This window comes from Mycobacterium cajalii (assembly GCF_045809005.2).
Lineage (GTDB): Bacteria > Actinomycetota > Actinomycetes > Mycobacteriales > Mycobacteriaceae > Mycobacterium.
Window position 1 is genome coordinate 2,351,149 of sequence record NZ_CM141436.1, and the last position, 19,026, is coordinate 2,370,174.

The following is a 19,026-nucleotide window of genomic DNA, read 5'->3' on the forward strand; positions in this document are numbered from 1 at the left end:
GCGCCGCAGCGCACCGCGGCGGCGCCCCGCGCGGTTAGCAGTCGCGCGTCAGGACGGCTGGTAGCCCGGTGGCGGCCCCTGCTGGTAGCCCTGGTCGAGCGGCACGACCCGCCCACCGGACAGGGTGCGGTAGGCGTAGATCAGGATCAGCGCCGCGACGGGGACCGCCACCAGCACGCCGACGCCGCACAGCAGCGCGCCGACGACGACCACCGCCACCTGCACCAGCCACGCGAGCAGGGCGTTGCCGAAGTTCGACCAGACCGTCGACATGCTCGACGTCAGTGCGGCGACGGGCGGTAGCGCGCGGTCGATGGCGAACGGGACCGTGAACATCGCGAAGATGCCGAAGATCAGGCCTGGCAGGAAGCACAGGGCCGAGGCCAGCGTGCTGAGGACGCCGACGAGCAGCGCCGCCAGGATCACCGGGCCGAAGTTGCGCGGCTTGAAGAACGAGCCGATGGTCACCGGCCGCCCGTCGGCGATGTCGAGGCATCCGGTCAGGAACGCGGCTTGCGCGAACACCCCCACCGCGAAGACCAGCAGATAGCCGACGGCCATGATGACCCATTCACCCGGGCCGAGGCTGGTTGTGGCGCTGGTGTAGTCGTCGGACGTGGTGATCGTGGTCCCCATGCCGCTGCCCGCGGCGATCAGAGCGTAGGCGGCGCCGAGCAGCAGCGCGTAGACGAGGGCGGCGACGATCAGCGCCACGGCGTTCTGCGTGAACTTCTTCCACGCCCAGCCGAACGCCTCGCCGATGCCGAACGCGGGCTTGGCCGGGCCCCCGAAGCCGGGCCCCCCGCCGTATCCGGGCGGCGGGCCGCCGTAGCCGGGCGGCGGGCCGCCGTAGCCGGGCGGCGGGCCGCCGTAGCCGGGCGGCGGGCCGCCGTAACCCGGTGGCGGGCCGTATCCGGGGGGCGGTCCCGGCGGCGGGCCGTATCCGGGCGGCGGGCCGTAGCCGGGTGGCGGTCCCGGCGGGGGGCCGTATCCGGGCGGTGGTCCGCCGTAGCCGGGTGGTGGGCCGTAGCCGGGCGGCGGGGGAGGAGGTCCGCCATAACCGGGCGGGGGGCCGGGCGGGGGGCCGGCCGGGCCGCCCGCCTGCCCCGGCTCGCCTCGATACTCCGGATTGCCTGGATGCTCTGGGGGCTGGCTCATTTCCGTCCTAGCTGTAGGGGCTCTACGGGCACGCCACACGGACCTTGGCAAACCGGAACTTAGCAAAGATGTGGGCAGGGCGCGCGCATTGGCGGCGCCGGGGCGGGCCCGGCGCACCCGGCCCCGGGGCGTGGTATGCCTGAAGCCGTGTCCGACGGTCTTTTCGACCTTCCCGGCGACCCCCCGACGACCACCCATGACCCGGGCGTGTCGGCCGGCGCGCCGCTGGCGGTGCGGATGCGCCCGGCCACGCTGGACGAGGTGGTGGGGCAGGGCCACCTGCTGGCGCCGGGATCGCCGCTGCGCCGCCTCGTCGAGGGCTCGGGTGTGGCCTCGGCGATCCTCTACGGTCCGCCCGGCAGCGGCAAGACCACGCTGGCGGCGCTGATCTCGCGGGCGACGGGACGCCGGTTCGAGGCGCTGTCGGCGTTGTCGGCCGGTGTCAAGGACGTCCGGGCCGTCATCGACCAGGCGCGCCGGGCGCTCCTGCACGGCGAGCAGACCGTGCTGTTCATCGACGAGGTGCACCGGTTCTCCAAGACCCAGCAGGACGCCCTGCTCTCCGCCGTGGAGAACCGGGTGGTGCTGCTCGTGGCGGCGACCACCGAGAACCCGTCCTTCTCCGTGGTGGCGCCGTTGCTGTCGCGGTCGCTGATTCTGCAGTTGCGGCCGCTGAGCGGCGACGACATCCGCGCGGTGGTGCGGCGCGCCGTCGACGACCCCCGCGGCCTGGGCGGGCGGGTCGGGGTGCACCCCGACGCCGTCGACCTGCTGGTGCGACTGGCGGCCGGCGACGCCCGCCGCGCCCTGACCGCGCTCGAGGTCGCCTCCGAAGGGGCCGCGGCGGCCGGCGACGAGGTCACCGTCGAGACCATCGAGCAGTCGCTGGACAAGGCCGCGGTGCGCTACGACCGCGACGGCGACCAGCACTACGACGTCGTCAGCGCCTTCATCAAGTCGGTGCGCGGCTCCGACGTCGACGCCGCGCTGCACTACCTGGCCCGCATGCTCGTCGCCGGGGAGGACCCGCGCTTCATCGCGCGCCGGCTGGTGATCCTGGCCAGCGAGGACGTCGGCATGGCCGACCCCACCGCGCTGCAGACCGCGGTCGCCGCCGCGCAGACCGTGGCGCTGATCGGCATGCCCGAGGCCCAGCTGACGCTGGCGCACGCCACCGTGTACCTGGCCACCGCGCCCAAGTCGAACGCGGTGACCACCGCGCTGGGCGCGGCGATGGCCGACGTCCGGGCCGGCAAGGCGGGCCTGGTCCCGCCGCACCTGCGCGACGGGCACTACTCCGGCGCGGCGGCCCTGGGCAACGCCCAGGGCTACAAGTACGCGCACGACGCCCCGGACGGTGTTGTGGCCCAGCAATATCCGCCCGACGAACTGGTGGGGGTGGACTACTACCGGCCCAGCGGCCGGGGCGGCGAGCGCGACATGGCGGGCCGGCTGGAGCGGCTGCGCGCGATCATCCGCCGCCGGGGCTGACGGATCCCCAAGCGGCGTCATTCGGCTACGACGCCGAGATCGACGTTTGGCAGAGAAAGCGCGAGTAGAACCCGGCAAAACGTCGATCCCGGCGAACGGCGACCGTCGCGGCGCGCCTCAGACCAGCTCGGGCACCCTCAGGTGGGCGAGCGCCAGCTCGAACTCGGCCACGTCGACGACCTCGGCACCCAGTTCGCGCACCCGACTGCTGCGCAGCTCGGTGGCCCGGTCGCGGTTGCGGGCCATCGCCTCCATGCTGTCGAACGTCGAGCACGACACGGCCCGCCGGCATGCGGGGTGATCGACCAGCAGGCTGGCGCTGCAGAAGCCGTCGAGGGCCTCCATCTCCGGGAGCAGCGACGTGCGGTAGAAGTCCAGGGACCGGCCGAGCTGGTCCGGCACCACCTTGAGCCAGGTCGCCCGCACGCAGGCCCCCTCGCCGGAGCGGTGGTGGCGGTGCAGCGAGGCGATCTCCCACTCCTCGACACGGGCGCTTCCGTCGAACATCAGCGCCGCCCGGTCCCGGATGGGGGCCACCCGCCCGGCCCCGGCGCGCATGGCCTGCACGCTCTCCCAGGAGCTGGTGGCGATGCACTTGCCGGACTGCCGGTCGACCAGCAGCGACAAGCCGACGAACCCGCCGATCTCCGTCAGCGCGGGCATGACGACATCGCGGACGTGCGCGATTCCGATGTCGATGGACAGGGGTTGCGCCTGAATGGTGGTTGAGCGTGCGTACATGACCGACCTCCCATGCCGGGACTTGTCCTGAACCGGGCCCCGGTGGCGCCACCGGGGCCCACCAGCCACTTTCCTCCTGCATGCGAGGGTGTGGCAACCGTCACACGGAATTGGCCGCGTCCTGCGGCCCCGCCGTAGGCTGGACCGGGTGCATACCGATGTGCTGGACGTGGACACCTCCCGGCGCCGCACCGTCGATCTGACCGATGCCGTCCGCAGGTTCTGCTTCAGCTGCGGCGACGGGCTGTGCAACGTGTTCGTCCCCCACGCGACGGCCGGGGTCGCGATCATCGAGACCGGTGCCGGCTCCGACGACGACCTGGTCGACACGCTGGAGCGGCTGTTGCCCCGCGACGACCGGTACCGGCACTCGCACGGCTCCCCGGGCCACGGCGCCGACCATGTGCTGCCGGCGATCGTGGCGCCGTCGGTGACGCTCCCGGTCGCCGGCGGCGAACTGCAGCTGGGCACCTGGCAGAGCATCGTGCTGGTCGACCTCAACCGCGACAACCCGCGGCGGTCGGTGCGGCTGAGCTTTGTGGAGGGCTAGCGGGCCGGTGGCGGAAGCGGCGGACGAGGTACTGTTTGGGCGGTCAAGCCAGTCGTTAGACAGTCTCCCCAAAACCCGGCGAATAAGCTGGTTGACGACTTGAAGGGCCGCAGCGCGCCCATCCCGTCCGGGCCGCGGCAATGCGAGGAAAACAGGAAGAACGGAACACCAGTGCAGACACACGAGATCAGGAAGAGGTTCCTCGATCATTTCGTGAAGGCGGGTCACACCGAGGTGCCGAGTGCGTCGGTGATCCTCGAGGACCCCAACCTGCTGTTCGTCAACGCCGGCATGGTCCAGTTCGTGCCGTTCTTCCTGGGGCAGCGCACGCCGCCCTACTCGAAGGCCACCAGCATCCAGAAGTGCATCCGCACACCCGATATCGATGAGGTCGGGATCACCACCCGGCACAACACGTTCTTCCAGATGGCCGGGAACTTCTCGTTCGGCGACTACTTCAAGCGCGAGGCCATCGAACTGGCGTGGAGCCTGCTGACCGCCGGCGTCGACGCGGGCGGCTACGGCCTGGATCCCGAAAGGATCTGGACGACAGTCTATTTCGATGACGACGAGGCCGTGCGGCTGTGGCAGGAGATCGCCGGGCTGCCGGTCGACCGCATCCAGCGCCGCGGCATGGAAGACAACTACTGGTCGATGGGCATCCCCGGGCCGTGCGGGCCGTCCTCGGAGATCTACTACGACCGCGGCGAGGAGTTCGGCGTGGGCGGCGGGCCGATCGCCAACGAGGACCGCTACATCGAGATCTGGAACCTCGTGTTCATGCAGAACGAGCGCGGCCAGGGCACTTCCAAGACCGACTTCGAGATTCTCGGGCCGTTGCCCCGCAAGAACATCGACACCGGCATGGGCGTCGAGCGGGTCGCGTTCATCCTGCAGGGCGTGCACAACGTCTACGAGACCGACCTGCTGCGGCCGGTCATAGACAAGGTGGCCACCGTGGCCGCGCGCCCGTACGACGTCGGCAACCACGACGACGACGTGCGCTACCGGGTCATCGCCGACCACAGCCGCACGGCGGCCATCCTGATCGGTGACGGGGTGAGCCCCGGCAACGACGGACGCGGCTACGTGTTGCGCAGGCTGCTGCGCCGCGTGATCCGCTCGGCGCGGCTGCTGGACATCGCCGGCCCGATCGTCGGCGACCTGATGGCCACCGTGCGCGACGCGATGGGCCCGTCCTACCCGGAGCTGGTCGCCGATTTCGACCGGATCGCGCGCATCGCCGTCGCCGAGGAGACCGCGTTCAACCGCACCCTGGTCTCGGGCTCCAGGCTGTTCGACGAGGTGGTGGGTGCCACCAAAGCCAAGGACGCCGAGGTGGTTTCCGGTTCGGACGCCTTCACCCTGCACGACACCTACGGCTTCCCGATCGAGTTGACGCTGGAGATGGCAGCCGAGGCCGGCCTGCGGGTCGACGAGATCGGCTTCCGCGAACTGATGGCCGAGCAGCGCCGCCGCGCCAAGGCCGACGCCGCCGCGCGCAAACATGCCCACGCCGACCTGAGCGCCTACCGGGAACTGGTCGACGCCGGTCCCACCGAGTTCACCGGCTTCACCGAGTTGACCTCGGAGGCAAGGATTCTGGGCATCTTCGTCGACGGCAAGCGGGTGCCGGTGGTCGCGCACGACGCGCACCGCGAGCGCGACGGCGCCCACCAGGCCGAGCTCGTGCTGGATCGCACCCCGCTCTACGCCGAGTCCGGCGGGCAGATCGCCGACGAGGGCACCATCAGCGGCACCGGGGCCGGGCAGAGCGCCCGGGCCGCGGTCACCGACGTCCAGAAGATCGCGAAAACCCTGTGGGTGCACCGGGTCAACGTGGAATCCGGGGAGTTCGTCGAGGGCGACACCGTCGTGGCGGCGGTGGACCCGGGCTGGCGCCGGGGCGCCACCCAGGGCCACTCGGGCACCCACATGGTGCACGCCGCGCTGCGACAAGTGCTGGGCCCCAACGCCGTCCAGGCCGGGTCGCTGAACCGCCCGGGGTACCTGCGGTTCGACTTCAACTGGCAGGGGTCGCTGACCGACGAGCAGCGCACCCAGATCGAAGAGGTGACCAACGAGGCGGTGCAGGCCGACTTCGCGGTGCACACCTTCACCGAGCGGCTCGAGAAGGCCAAGGCGATGGGCGCGTTGGCGCTGTTCGGCGAGGCCTACCCCGACGAGGTCCGGGTCGTCGAGATCGGTGGGCCGTTCTCGCTGGAGCTGTGCGGGGGAACCCACGTGCACAACTCGGCGCAGATCGGGCCGGTGACCATCCTGGGTGAATCGTCGGTGGGCTCCGGGGTGCGCCGCGTGGAGGCCTACGTCGGCCTCGAGTCGTTCCGGCACCTGGCCAAGGAGCGGGCGCTGATGGCCGGGCTGGCGTCGTCGCTGAAGGTGCCGTCCGACGAGGTTCCCGCCCGGGTGGCCACCCTGGTGGACCGGCTCAAGGCCGCGGAGAAGGAACTGGAACGGGCCCGGCTGGCGGGCACGCGGGCCGCCGCGGCCAACGCCGCGGCCGGTGCGGAGCGCATCGGTGACGTCCGGCTGGTGGCGCAGCGGATGTCGGCGGGGACGACGGCGGCCGACCTGCGCTCGCTGGTCGGCGACATCCGCGGCAAGCTGGGCAGCGACCCCGCGGTCGTGGCGCTCATCGCCGAGGGTGACGGGGGGACGGTGCCGTACGCGGTCGCCGCCAACCCCGCCGCCCAGGACCTCGGGGTGCGCGCCAACGACCTGGTCAAGCGCCTCGCCGTGGCCGTCGACGGCCGCGGCGGCGGCAAGCCGGACCTGGCGCAGGGCTCGGGCAAGAATCCCGGCGGCATCGACGCGGCGCTCGACGCGGTGCGCGCGGAGATAGCCGAGATCGCGCGGGTCGGTTGAGTGGTCCCCACCCAGCACCGCCTGCCCGATCGGCCCGGGGATCCCGACCAGGATCCGGGCCGGGGCCGGCGGCTCGGCGTCGACGTGGGCAGCGTGCGCATCGGTGTGGCCGCCAGCGACCCCGACGGCATCCTGGCGACCCCGGTGGAGACGGTGCGCCGGGACCGCTCGGACAGGCACGTGCGCCGGCTCGCCCGGCTCGTCGCCGAACTCGGGGCGGTGGAGGTGGTCGTCGGGTTGCCGCGGACCCTCGCCGACCGCACCGGCCCGTCCGCGCTGGACGCGATCGAACTGGCCGACACGCTGGCCGGCCGGATCGCCCCCACGCCGGTGCGCCTCGCCGACGAACGCCTGACCACGGTCAGCGCCCAGCGCTCGCTGCGTGCGGCCGGGGTGCGCGCCCGCGAGCAGCGGGCGGTGATCGACCAGGCGGCGGCGGTGGCGATCCTGCAGAGCTGGCTCGACCAGCGCCGCGCCGCCCGCACCGGGCCGGCCACCGAGGGCGCCGATGGTTGACAGCCAACGGGCCGAGCCCGAAACGATCGGGCCGCCCCGGCACCGGATGAGCCGTTCGGCCCGCAAGCGCGCCGAACGCGGCCGTCGCCGGCGCCGCACGGTCGGCAGGTTCGTACTCGCCGCCCTCGTGGTGGTGGTGGCGGCCGTGTTCGCCGGCACCAGGCTCTGGCACAGCATGTTCGGGTCGGGGGACGACTACACCGGGCACGGCAAGCGCGACATCGTCATCCACGTTCAGGCCGGCGACTCGACCACGATGGTCGGGGAGACGCTGCAGAGCCAGCACGTCGTCAAGACGGTCCGGGCCTTCGTCAACGCCGCGCACGGCAACGCCGCGATCAACGCGATCCAGCCGGGCTACTACCAGATGCGCACCGAGATCCCGGCGGCCGACGCCGTCGCGCGGCTGACCGATCCGCAGAACCGGGTGGGCCGCCTGGTCATCCCGGAGGGTCGTCAGCTCGACGACACCACTGACATGAAGACCGACAAGGTCACCCCCGGCATCTTCAGCCTGATCTCGCAGGCCACCTGCGTGGACCTCGACGGCAACCGGCGCTGCGTCGCGGTGGGCGACCTGCGGGCGGCGGCGGCCAACAGCTCGCCGGCGGTGCTCGCGGTGCCGCCGTGGGCCATGGAACCGGTGACCGAACTCGGCAACGACCACCGCCGCATCGAGGGCCTCATCGCGCCGGGAACCTTCAACGTCGACCCCGCGGCCTCGCCGGCCAACATCCTGGCCGGCCTGATCAGCGCGGGGGCGGTGGAGTACATGAAGTCCGGCCTGACCGACACCGCCGCGTCGCTGCACCTCTCGCCCTACGACATCCTGGTGGTGGCCTCGCTGGTGCAGCAGGAGAGCAACACGCAGGATTTCCCGAAGGTGGCGCGGGTGATCTACAACCGCCTGCACGAACACCGCACGCTCGAGTTCGACTCCACCGTGAACTACCCCCTGGACCGCCGCGAGGTGGCCACCAGCGACGCCGACCGTGCCCAGCGGACGCCGTGGAACACCTACGTGTCGCCGGGGCTGCCCGCCACCGCGATCTGTTCGCCCGGTGTCGACGCGCTGCAAGCCGCCGAGCATCCCGTGCCGGGGGACTGGTTGTACTTCGTCACCATCGACGCCCAGGGGACGACCCTGTTCACCCGCGACTATCAACAGCATCTGGCCAACATCGAGCTGGCTAAGCGCAACGGTGTCCTCGACTCCGCGCGCTAGAAAGGCCGGGGTTCTCGGCAAGCCGATCGCCCATTCGAAGTCCCCGCAACTGCACCTGGCCGCCTACCGCGCGCTGGGCCTTCACGACTGGACCTACGAGCGCATCGAGTGCGGCGCCGAGGAACTGCCGGGGGTGGTCGGCGGGTTCGGGCCCGAGTGGGTAGGCGTGTCGGTGACCATGCCCGGCAAGTTTGCCGCGCTGCGGTTCGCCGACGAGCACACCGAGCGCGCCGCGCTGGTGGGTTCGGCCAACACCCTGGTGCGCACCCCGGCGGGCTGGCGCGCCGACAACACCGACGTCGACGGCGTCGCGGGGGCGCTCGGGGCCGCGTCGGGCCCGGCGCTGGTGTGCGGGTCCGGCGGCACCGCACCGGCGGCCGTGGTGGGACTGGCGCTGCTGGGCGTCACCGACATCACCGTCGTGGCGCGCGACGCCGCCAAGGCGGCCCGGCTGGTGGACCTGGGTGCGCGTGCCGGCGTCACGACGCGGATCTGCGGCCTGGACGACGGCGACGAGCTGGCCGGTCGGGTGGCGGCCGCGGAAGTGCTGGTCAGCACCATCCCGGCGGACGCGGCGTCGCGCCACGCCAACACCTTCGCCGCGATCCCGGTGCTGCTGGACGCCGTCTACGACCCGTGGCCCACGCCGCTGGCCGCGGCGGTCGCCGCCGCGGGCGGGAGGGTGATCGGCGGCCTGCAGATGCTGCTGCATCAGGCGTTCGCGCAGGTCGAACAATTCACAGGGCTGCCCGCCCCGCGCGAGGCCATGGCCGCCGCGCTGGGTTAGCGTGCCCGGCATGTTGGTCGCGGCGGCGCTGCTGTGGATGGCCGCGCTCAGCGGCTACGACCTCGCGCAGCGACGACTGCCCAACTGGCTCACACTGCCGGGCGCGGTTGTGGTGCTGACGGCCGCCGGCGTTGCCGGGTACCCGCTGCCGGCGATGGCGGGTGCGACCGCCCTGGTCGCGGTGTACCTGCTCGTGCATCTGGGCGCGCCGGCGGCGATGGGCGCCGGGGACGTCAAGCTCGCTCTGGGCCTGGGCGGGCTGACCGGCTGCTTCGGCGTCGGCGTGTGGTTCCTGGCGGCGGCGGGCGCGCCCCTGCTGACGGCGCTGTGGTCGGCCTTGCGTGGCGGGCGCGCCGTGCCGCACGGCCCGTCGATGTGCGCGGCCACCGCAGCGGCGGTGGGCCTGGCCGTCTGGTAGACCGGGGCCGTCGCCGAGCGTGCAGTGGTTGCGATTTTTCGACCGTTTTCTCGCCGCAGTTTCACGCTCGGCGCGCTTTGGGCGATGCCTGGACCACATGGGAGAATGGTCCGGTGTTGCGCTGGATCACCGCCGGGGAGTCGCACGGTCGTGCGCTGGTGGCCGTGCTCGAAGGCATGGTCGCCGGCGTGGAGGTCACCTCCACCGACATCGCCGATCAACTCGCCCGCCGCCGCCTGGGCTACGGCCGCGGCGCCCGCATGGCCTTCGAGCGCGACGCGGTGACCGTGCTGTCCGGGGTGCGCCACGGCATCACCCTGGGCGGGCCCATTGCCGTCGAGATCGGCAACACCGAATGGCCGAAATGGGAAACCGTGATGGCGACCGACCCGGTCGACGCCGCCGAGCTGGAGACCTCGGCGCGCAACGCGCCGCTGACCCGGCCGCGGCCCGGCCACGCCGACTACGCGGGCATGCTCAAGTACGGCTTCGACGACGCCCGGCCGGTGCTGGAGCGGGCCAGCGCCCGCGAGACCGCCGCCCGCGTCGCGGCCGGGACCATCGCCCGGTCGTTCCTGCGCCAGGCGATGGGCGTCGAGGTGCTGTCCCACGTCGTCGCGATCGGGCCGTCGGAACCCTACGACGGCCCGCCGCCGCGCGCCGAGGACCTGCCCGCGATCGACGCGAGTCCGGTCCGCGCCTACGACAAGGCCGCCGAGGAGTCGATGATCGCCGAGATCGAGGCCGCCAAGAAGGACGGCGACACCCTCGGCGGCGTGGTCGAGGTCGTGGCGTTGGGCCTGCCGGTCGGGCTGGGCTCGTTCACCAGCGGCGACAACCGGCTCGACGGGCAGCTGGCCGCCGCCGTCATGGGCATCCAGGCGATCAAGGGCGTCGAGATCGGCGACGGCTTTGCGACCGCGCGGCGCCGAGGCAGCCGCGCCCACGACGAGATGTACCCCGGGCCCGACGGCGTCGTCCGGTCGACCAACCGCGCCGGCGGGCTCGAGGGCGGCATGACCAACGGCCAGCCGCTGCGGGTGCGCGCCGCGATGAAACCCATCTCCACGGTGCCGCGGGCGCTGGCGACGGTCGACATGGCCACCGGCGACGAGGCCGTCGCCATCCACCAGCGCTCCGACGTGTGCGCCGTGCCGGCCGCCGGGGTGGTGGCCGAGACCATGGTGGCGCTGGTGCTGGCCCGCGCGGCGCTGCAGAAGTTCGGCGGCGACTCGCTGACCGAGACCCGCCGCAACATCGACTCCTACCGCCGGGCCGTCGCCGACCGGGAGGCGCCGGCGGCCCGGGGGACCGCGTAATGGCGCCCAAGGCGGTGCTCGTGGGGCTGCCCGGCTCCGGCAAGTCCACGATCGGGCGGCGGCTGGCCAGGGCGCTCGACGTAGAACTGCTCGACACCGACGCGGCGATCGAGCGGCGGACGGGCCGCAGCATCGCCGACATCTTCGCCACCGACGGCGAGCCGGAGTTCCGGCGCATCGAGGAGGACGTGGTGCGCGCGGCGCTGGCCGACCACGACGGGGTCGTCTCACTCGGCGGGGGCGCGGTCACCAGCCCCGGGGTGCGCGAGGCGCTGGCCGGCCACACCGTCGTCTACCTGGAGATCAGCGCCAGGGAAGGGGTACGGCGCACCGCCGGCTCCACCGCGCGGCCCCTGCTGGCCGGCCCCGACCGCGCCGAGAGATACCGCGACCTGATGGCCCAGCGCATCCCGCTGTACCGGCGCGTCGCGACGATCCGGGTGGACACCAACCGCCGCAACCCCGGGGCGGTGGTCCGCCACATCGTGGCGCGGCTGCAGGAAACCGAGCCCAGCGGGGCGGCCACGTGACCGGAACCATCGCGCCGGTCACCATCGAGGTGGCCGTCGATCCGCCCTACCCGGTGATCATCGGCACCGATCTGGGAGCCGAGCTGGACGGGCTGCTGTCCGGCCGGCACCGCGTCGCGATCCTGCACCAGCCGGTGCTGGCGGCCGGCGCCGAGGAGATCCGCGCCCGGCTGGCCGGCCACGGCGTCGACGCGCACCGCATCGAAATCCCCGACGCCGAAGCCGGCAAGGACCTGCCCGTCGTGGGCTTCATCTGGGAGGTGCTGGGCCGCATCGGCATCGACCGCAAGGACGCCCTGGTCAGCCTGGGCGGCGGCGCGGCCACCGACGTCGCCGGCTTCGCGGCGGCCACCTGGCTGCGCGGCGTGTCGATCGTGCACATGCCCACCAGCCTGCTCGGCATGGTGGACGCCGCCGTCGGCGGCAAGACCGGCATCAACACCGAGGCGGGCAAGAACCTGGTCGGCGCGTTCCACCAGCCGCTGGCCGTGCTGGTCGACCTGGCGACCCTCGAAACGCTGCCGCGCAACGAGCTGGTCTCCGGGATGGCCGAGGTCGTCAAGGCGGGGTTTATCGCCGACCCGGTGATCCTGGACCTCATCGAGGCCGACCCGCAGGCCGCCCTGGACCCGGCCGGTGGGGTGCTGCCGGAGCTGGTGCGCCGCGCGATCGCGGTGAAGGCGCAGGTCGTGGCCGCCGACGAGAAGGAGTCGGAGCTGCGCGAGATCCTGAACTACGGCCACACCCTGGGCCATGCCATCGAGCGCCGCGAGCGCTACCGGTGGCGGCACGGCGCAGCGGTGTCGGTCGGCCTGGTGTTCGCCGCCGAACTGGGCCGGCTGACCGGGCGGCTGGACGACGCCACCGCCGACCGGCACCGGGCCGTCCTGACGTCGCTGGGCCTGCCGGTCGGCTACGACGCCGACGCGCTGCCGGAGTTGCTCGAATACATGGCCGGGGACAAGAAAACCCGGGCCGGGGTGCTGCGGTTCGTCGTGCTCGACGGGCTGGCCGAACCCGGCCGGCTGGAGGGGCCGGATCCCGCGCTGCTGGCGGCCGCCTACGCGGGAGTGTGCGCCCCGTGATCGTCAACGTCCTCAACGGCCCGAACCTGGGCCGGCTGGGCCGGCGCGAGCCCGGCGTGTACGGACACACCACGCACGACGAGCTGGCCGCGCTGGTCGAGGCCGAGGCCGCCGCGCTGGGGCTGACCGCCGTGGTGCGGCAAAGCGACAGCGAAGCCGACCTGCTGGAGTGGATTCACGCGGCGGCCGATGCGGGGGAGCCGGTGATTCTCAACGCCGGCGGCCTCACCCACACGTCGGTCGCGCTGCGCGATGCATGTGCCGAGCTGCGGGCCCCGCTGATCGAGGTGCACATCTCGAATGTGCACGCGCGCGAGGAGTTCCGGCGCCACTCCTACCTCAGCCCGGTCGCGACCGGGGTGATCGTGGGCCTGGGCGTGCAGGGTTACCTGCTGGCCCTGCGCTTCTTGGCCGGCGCGCAGCGGGACTGAGCCGGCCGGCCCGGCTCAGCCGCGGTCCGGCTCCTCGGACGGCGGCTCGGAGGCCGCCTCGGTCGCCTCGGTCGCCTCGATGGCCTCCGCGGCGGGGACCGGCTTGATCACCTCGGTCTTCGCGTCGTCCGCGGCCGCGGGCGTGGCCTCGGTGGTGCCGCCCCAGGTGCTCGTCGGGAGCGTCTCGGTGGGGGCCTCGCGCTCGGCGGTGGCCACCGCAGCCGGCGCGGCCGCGGCTGCCGCGGCCGCCGGCACGGCCATCTCCCCGGTGGGGGTGTCGTCGCCGCGCACCGCGGAGAACACGTCGGTGTCGGCCCGCTCCCCGTCGGTGCCCGCCCCGCGCGGCGGCGGATTGCGGTCCACCCGCCAGCGGCCGACCGTCGCACCGACGATCGCCGCCAGGAACGCGATGAGCGCGGTGAACGCCGCGAACGTCGTCAGCTCGTTGATCAGGCCCCCGGTGTAGAGGCCCTTGTAGACCAGCGCGATGACCCAGGACACCGCGCCGCTGAGGACGCCGGCCACCAGGCCGGCCAGCAGCCAGGTCATCGCCAGGTCCCGGCGCCGGTCCGGGTCGGGGTTGGCCGTGGCGTCGGCGCGGCCGTCGAGTACGCCCCACACGAACGCGGCGGCGGTGAACAGGAGCAGCAGCACGATGCTGACCAGCCCGGCCTGCGTCGGCCAGGCGTTGACGATCGTCCCCTGAATCAGGCGGACGACGACCATCACCCCGGCGAACACCAGTCCACGCAGCATCCAGTTAGTCATGGGCCCTCAGCGTAGCGAGTACCGTCAAGGGGCGTGACACATTCGCAGCGTCGAGACAACTTGAAGGCGCAAATCGCCGCCGGCGGGCTGGAAGCCATGCTGGTCACGGACCTGATCAACGTCCGCTATCTCTCCGGATTCACCGGGTCCAACGGCGCGTTGCTCGTGTTCGCCGACGATCGCGGGCCCGTGCTGGCCACCGACGGCCGCTACCGCACCCAGGCCGCCGAGCAGGCGGCCGGGATCGAGGTCGCCATCGAGCGGGCCGTCGGCCGCCACCTGGTCGGACGAGCCGCCGACGCCGGGGTGGGCAAGCTGGGCTTCGAAAGCAACGTCGTCACGGTCGACGGCTTCGACGCGCTGACCGCCGAGCTGCAGGAACGTAAGGCGGCCACCGAGCTGGTGCGGGCCGCGGGAACCGTGGAGGCGCTGCGCGAGATCAAGGACGAGGGCGAGGTGGCGTTGCTGCGGCTGGCCTGCGAGGCGGCCGACGCCGCGCTGACCGACCTGGTGCAGCGCGGCGGCCTGCGGCCCGGGCGAACCGAGCGCGAGGTCAGCCGCGAGCTGGAAGCGCTGATGCTCGACCACGGCGCCGACGCGATCTCGTTCGAGACGATCGTGGCGGCCGGCGCCAACTCGGCGATCCCGCACCACCGCCCGACCGACGCGGAGCTCGCCGACGGCGATTTCGTCAAGATCGACTTCGGCGCGCTGGTCGCCGGATATCACTCCGACATGACCCGCACCTTCGTGCTGGGCAAGGCTGCCGACTGGCAGCTGGAGATCTATCGGCTGGTCGCCGACGCGCAGCGGGCCGGCCGGGAGGCGCTGGTGCCCGGCGCCGCGCTGCGCGACGTGGACGGCGCGGCCCGCAAGCTGATCGTCGACGCCGGCTTCGGCGAGCAGTTCGGCCACGGACTGGGTCACGGGGTCGGCCTGCAGATCCACGAAGCGCCGGGGATCGGCGCCACCTCCGCCGGTACACTACTGGCGGGCTCCGTGGTGACCGTGGAGCCCGGCGTCTATTTACCCGGCCGCGGCGGTGTCCGCATCGAGGACACGTTGGTCGTCCCTGACGAGACCGCCGGGCACGGCCCGGAATTGCTGACCCAGTTCCCCAAGGAACTGACCATCCTCTAGGAGATACACCGACCGTGGCATCGACCGCCGACTTCAAGAACGGACTGGTGCTGGTGATCGACGGCCAGCTGTGGCAGATCGTCGAGTTCCAGCACGTCAAACCCGGCAAGGGGCCGGCCTTCGTGCGCACCAAGCTCAAGAACGTGGTCTCCGGCAAGGTCGTCGACAAGACCTACAACGCCGGGGTGAAGGTGGAGACCGCGACCGTCGACCGGCGCGACACCACCTACCTGTACCGCGACGGCTCGGATTTCGTGTTCATGGACAGCCAGGACTACGAGCAGCACCCGCTGCCGGAGTCGCTGGTCGGCGCCGCGGCCAATTTCCTGCTCGAGGGCATGCCGGTGCAGATCGCATTCCACAACGGGGCGGCGCTGTACCTCGAGCTGCCGGTGACCGTCGAACTCGAGGTCACCCACACCGAGCCGGGCCTGCAGGGCGACCGCTCCAGCGCCGGCACCAAGCCGGCCACGCTGGAAACCGGGGCCGAGATCCAGGTGCCGCTGTTCATCAACACCGGCGACAAGCTGAAGGTCGATTCGCGCGACGGCAGCTACCTGGGGCGCGTCAACGCGTGAGCAGACCCGCGCGCCCCGCGCGTCCCGTCAAAGGACGCCATCACGCCCGCAAACGCGCCGTCGACCTGCTGTTCGAGGCCGAGGCGCGCGGGATGACCCCCGGGGAGCTCGTCGACGTGCGGACCGCGCTGGCCGAGTCCCAGCCCGACGTGAAGCCGCTGCACCCCTACACGGTGACGGTGGCGCGCGGCGTCGGCGAGAACAGCGCGCACATCGACGACCTGATCAGTGCGCACCTGCAGGGCTGGACGCTGGACCGGCTGCCCGCGGTGGACCGGGCGATCCTGCGGGTGTCGGTGTGGGAGCTGCTCTGTGCCGACGACGTGCCGGCGCCGGTCGCCGTGGACGAGGCCGTGCAGCTGGCCAAGGAGCTGTCCACCGACGAGTCGCCCGGCTTCCTCAACGGGGTGCTCGGTCACGTGATGCTGGTGACGCCGCAGATCCGGGCCGCCGCCGAGGCGGTCCGCAACCCGGGGCCCGATTCGTGAGCCGACCGGAGAACGACGTCGTGGTGCTGGGCGGGGCCGGCGGGGAACAATAACTATCCGCACCAAAGGACAGGTGAGGTTATGAGTCGACACAGGGGCCGGCCGCGACGACTGCACGTGTCCGCGCTGGCGGCGGTGGCGAACCCGTCGTACACCCGGCTGGACACGTGGAACCTGCTCGACGACGCGTGCCGCCACCTGGCCGAGGTCGACCTGAGCAAACAAGACATCCACCACGACGTGGCCAAGGTGCGGCGGCTGATGGACCGGCTGGCCGCCTACGAGCGGTACTGGCTGTACCCGGGTGCGGCGAACCTGGCGACCTTCCGCGCCCACCTGGAGGTGCTCTCGACGGTGCGGCTCGCCGAGGAGGTGTCGCTGGCGGTGCGGCTGCTGTCCGAATACGGCGACCGCGCAGGGCTTTTCGACACCGCGGCGTCGCTGGCCGAGCAGGAGCTGGTGGCCCAGGCCAAACAGCAGCAGTTCTACACCGTGCTGCTCGCCGACGATGCCCCGATGACGGCTCCCGACAGCCTGGCCGAGTGCTTGCGGGCGCTGCGCCACTCCTCCGACGAGATCCAGTACGAGCTGCTGGTGGTGGCCAGCATCGAGGACGCGATCACCGCGGTCGCGCTCAACGGCGAGATCCAGGCGGCGGTCATCCGCGACGACCTGCCGCTGCGGTCCCGCGACCGGGTGCCGCTGATGACCACGCTGCTCGGTGGTGACGGGGACAACCCGATGACCACCGAAACCCACGCCTGGATCGAGTGCGCCGAATGGATCCGTGAGCTGCGGCCGCACATCGACCTGTACCTGCTCACCGACGAGTCGATCGCCGCGGAGACCGAGGACGAACCCGACGTCTACGACCGCGCGTTCTACCGGCTCAACGACGTCACCGACCTGCACAGCACGGTGCTCGCGGGTTTGCGGAACCGTTTCGCCACACCGTTTTTCGACGCCCTGCGGGCGTACGCCGCCGCGCCGGTCGGCCAGTTCCACGCGCTGCCGGTGGCGCGGGGTGCCAGCATCTTCAACTCCAAGTCGCTGCAGGACATGGGCGAGTTCTACGGCCGCAACATCTTCATGGCCGAGACGTCCTCGACGTCGGGCGGTTTGGACTCGTTGCTGGACCCGCACGGCAACATCAAGGCGGCGATGGACAAGGCCGCGGTGACCTGGAACTCGAATCGCACCTACTTCAGCACCAACGGGACGTCGACGGCCAACAAGATCGTCGTGCAGGCCCTGACCCGGCCGGGCGACATCGTGCTCATCGACCGCAACTGCCACAAGTCCCACCACTACGGCCTGGTCCTGGCCGGGGCCTACCCGCTGTACCTGGACGCGTATCCGCTGCCGCAGTACGCGATCTACGGGGCCGTGTCGCTGCACACCATCAAGAAGACGCTGCTGGACCTGGAGGCCGCCGGGCAGTTGCACCGGGTGCGCATGCTGCTGCTGACCAACTGCACCTTCGACGGCGTCGTCTACAACCCCCGCCGGGTGATGGAGGAGGTGCTGGCGATCAAGCCCGACATCTGCTTCCTGTGGGACGAGGCGTGGTACGCGTTCGCCACCGCGGTGCCGTGGGCCCGGCAGCGCACCGCGATGATCTCGGCCGAGCGCCTCGAGCAGATGCTGGCGTCCCCGGAATACGCGGCCGAGTACCGGCAGTGGAGTGCGGAGATGGACGGCGTGGACCGGTCGGAGTGGGTGAGCCGACGGCTGCTGCCCGACCCCGCCCGCGCCCGGGTGCGGGTCTATGCGACGCACTCCACGCACAAGTCGCTGTCGGCGTTCCGGCAGGCGTCGATGATCCACGTGCGCGACCAGGACTTCAAGGCGCTGACCCGCGATGCCTTCGACGAGGCGTTCCTCACCCACACCTCCACCTCGCCGAACCAGCAACTGCTCGCGTCGCTGGACCTGGCCCGCCGGCAGGTCGACATCGAGGGCTTCGAGCTGGTCCGCCACGTCTACAACATGGCACTGGTCTTTCGCCACCGGGTCCGCAAGGACGCGCTGATCAGCCGCTGGTTCCGCATCCTCGACGAGTCCGACCTGGTGCCCGACGAGTTCCGCGCCTCGACGGTCAGCTCCTACCGGCAGGTCCGGCAGGGGGCGCTGGCCGAGTGGAACGAGGCGTGGCGGTCGGATCAGTTCGTGCTGGACCCGACGCGGGTCACCCTGTTCGTCGGCCGGACCGGGATGAACGGGTACGACTTCCGCGAGAAGATCCTGATGAAGCGGTTCGGTATCCAGATCAACAAGACCTCGATCAACAGCGTGCTGCTGATCTTCACCATCGGCGTCACCTGGTCGAGCGTGCACTACCTGCTCGACGTGCTGCACCGCATCGCCACCGATCTGGATCGCCGGCAGCTCGAGCGGGGCAAGGACGACCGCGCCCTGCAGGCGCGCCGCGTCGAGGAGATCACCGAGGACCTGCCGCACCTGCCCGACTTCAGCGAGTTCGACATCGCGTTCCGCCCCGTGGACGCGTGCTCGTTCGGCGACATGCGGTCGGCCTTCTACGCCGGCTACGAGGAGTCCGACCGCGAGCACGTGCTGATCGGGATGGCCGGTCGGCGGCTCGCCGAGGGCAGGACGCTGGTGTCGACGACGTTCGTGGTGCCCTACCCGCCGGGATTCCCGGTGCTGGTGCCCGGCCAGGTGGTGTCCAAGGAGATCGTCTACTTCCTCGCCCAGCTCGACGTCAAGGAGATCCACGGCTACAACCCCGAGCTCGGGCTGTCGGTGTACACCGAGGCGGCACTGGCACGCATGGAGGCCCAGCGCAACGCGGCGACGGCCGCGGTGGGTTCCGCGTTGCCGGTCTTCGCGCTGCCCGCCGACGCCCGGAGCAACGGCGACGGCGCGGTGCGGACGGTCGCCGACGAGGCCTGAGC

The 19,026-nt window shown here is 71.9% G+C and carries 18 protein-coding genes; 15 read left to right on the forward strand and 3 right to left on the reverse strand.

The annotated features are described in order from the left end of the window. Positions 1-48: 48 nt before the first annotated feature. Positions 49-1,158 (reverse strand): hypothetical protein, encoded by a 1,110-nt coding sequence (locus tag ACJ512_RS11315; protein WP_461480056.1) that lies wholly within the window; start codon positions 1,156-1,158, stop codon positions 49-51. A gap of 135 nt (positions 1,159-1,293) precedes the next feature. Between ACJ512_RS11315 and ACJ512_RS11320 the strand changes: the two genes are divergently transcribed. After that, positions 1,294-2,649, forward strand: a complete 1,356-nt coding sequence (locus ACJ512_RS11320) for a replication-associated recombination protein A (protein WP_407688424.1) — start codon at positions 1,294-1,296, stop codon at positions 2,647-2,649. A 117-nt stretch (positions 2,650-2,766) separates the two neighbouring features. On the opposite strand, the gene ACJ512_RS11325 is transcribed toward ACJ512_RS11320, so the two are convergent. Then, positions 2,767-3,390, reverse strand: a complete 624-nt coding sequence (locus tag ACJ512_RS11325) for a hypothetical protein (protein WP_407688425.1) — start codon at positions 3,388-3,390, stop codon at positions 2,767-2,769. 160 nt (positions 3,391-3,550) lie between these two features. Here ACJ512_RS11325 and ACJ512_RS11330 point away from each other — a divergent pair, with 160 nt between their 5' ends. The 10 genes from ACJ512_RS11330 (at position 3,551) to aroQ (ending at position 13,137) form a co-directional block, all read left to right on the forward strand. Beyond that, positions 3,551-3,940: a secondary thiamine-phosphate synthase enzyme YjbQ gene (locus ACJ512_RS11330; protein WP_407688442.1), complete on the forward strand. Its 390-nt coding sequence runs from the start codon at positions 3,551-3,553 to the stop codon at positions 3,938-3,940. Positions 3,941-4,111: 171 nt separating this feature from the next. Then, complete coding sequence (gene alaS, locus ACJ512_RS11335) at positions 4,112-6,826, forward strand: alanine--tRNA ligase (protein ID WP_407688426.1); 2,715 nt, start codon at positions 4,112-4,114, stop codon at positions 6,824-6,826. Next, entirely contained in the window at positions 6,827-7,342 is a 516-nt protein-coding gene (gene ruvX, locus ACJ512_RS11340; protein ID WP_407688427.1) for a Holliday junction resolvase RuvX, read from the forward strand. Further along, the gene (locus tag ACJ512_RS11345; RefSeq protein ID WP_407688428.1) at positions 7,335-8,567 is read left to right on the forward strand and encodes an endolytic transglycosylase MltG; all 1,233 of its coding nucleotides are present in this window, start codon (positions 7,335-7,337) and stop codon (positions 8,565-8,567) included. Before ruvX ends, ACJ512_RS11345 begins: the two co-directional genes overlap by 8 nt. Next, positions 8,545-9,354, forward strand: a complete 810-nt coding sequence (locus ACJ512_RS11350; protein WP_407688429.1) for a shikimate dehydrogenase — start codon at positions 8,545-8,547, stop codon at positions 9,352-9,354. The genes ACJ512_RS11345 and ACJ512_RS11350 overlap by 23 nt, the downstream gene beginning before the upstream one ends. A 10-nt stretch (positions 9,355-9,364) precedes the next feature. Next, a complete protein-coding gene (locus ACJ512_RS11355) occupies positions 9,365-9,772 on the forward strand; it encodes an A24 family peptidase (RefSeq protein WP_407688430.1) in 408 nt (135 codons plus the stop codon). A 113-nt stretch (positions 9,773-9,885) separates the two neighbouring features. Next, on the forward strand, positions 9,886-11,091 hold the full coding sequence (aroC, locus tag ACJ512_RS11360; RefSeq protein ID WP_407688431.1) for a chorismate synthase: 1,206 nt from the start codon (positions 9,886-9,888) through the stop codon (positions 11,089-11,091). Continuing rightward, on the forward strand, positions 11,091-11,621 hold the full coding sequence (locus tag ACJ512_RS11365; protein ID WP_407688432.1) for a shikimate kinase: 531 nt from the start codon (positions 11,091-11,093) through the stop codon (positions 11,619-11,621). The genes aroC and ACJ512_RS11365 overlap by 1 nt, the downstream gene beginning before the upstream one ends. Continuing rightward, entirely contained in the window at positions 11,618-12,706 is a 1,089-nt protein-coding gene (gene aroB, locus ACJ512_RS11370) for a 3-dehydroquinate synthase (RefSeq protein WP_407688433.1), read from the forward strand. The genes ACJ512_RS11365 and aroB overlap by 4 nt, the downstream gene beginning before the upstream one ends. After that, positions 12,694-13,137, forward strand: a complete 444-nt coding sequence (gene aroQ, locus ACJ512_RS11375; protein ID WP_407688434.1) for a type II 3-dehydroquinate dehydratase — start codon at positions 12,694-12,696, stop codon at positions 13,135-13,137. The genes aroB and aroQ overlap by 13 nt, the downstream gene beginning before the upstream one ends. 15 nt (positions 13,138-13,152) lie before the next feature. Here aroQ and ACJ512_RS11380 read toward each other — a convergent pair whose 3' ends face one another. Further along, positions 13,153-13,905, reverse strand: coding sequence for a B-4DMT family transporter (locus ACJ512_RS11380; RefSeq protein WP_407688435.1), 753 nt, complete (start codon positions 13,903-13,905; stop codon positions 13,153-13,155). Positions 13,906-13,938: 33 nt separating this feature from the next. Here ACJ512_RS11380 and ACJ512_RS11385 point away from each other — a divergent pair, with 33 nt between their 5' ends. The 4 genes from ACJ512_RS11385 to ACJ512_RS11400 all read left to right on the forward strand — a co-directional run bounded on the left by ACJ512_RS11385 (position 13,939) and on the right by ACJ512_RS11400 (position 19,024). After that, the gene (locus ACJ512_RS11385; protein WP_407688436.1) at positions 13,939-15,045 is read left to right on the forward strand and encodes a M24 family metallopeptidase; all 1,107 of its coding nucleotides are present in this window, start codon (positions 13,939-13,941) and stop codon (positions 15,043-15,045) included. Between the two features lie 14 nt (positions 15,046-15,059). Continuing rightward, a complete protein-coding gene (gene efp, locus ACJ512_RS11390; protein WP_407688437.1) occupies positions 15,060-15,623 on the forward strand; it encodes an elongation factor P in 564 nt (187 codons plus the stop codon). Beyond that, the gene (gene nusB, locus ACJ512_RS11395; RefSeq protein WP_407688438.1) at positions 15,620-16,111 is read left to right on the forward strand and encodes a transcription antitermination factor NusB; all 492 of its coding nucleotides are present in this window, start codon (positions 15,620-15,622) and stop codon (positions 16,109-16,111) included. The genes efp and nusB overlap by 4 nt, the downstream gene beginning before the upstream one ends. 81 nt (positions 16,112-16,192) lie before the next feature. Next, entirely contained in the window at positions 16,193-19,024 is a 2,832-nt protein-coding gene (locus ACJ512_RS11400; protein WP_407688439.1) for an aminotransferase class I/II-fold pyridoxal phosphate-dependent enzyme, read from the forward strand. Positions 19,025-19,026: the final 2 nt, after the last annotated feature.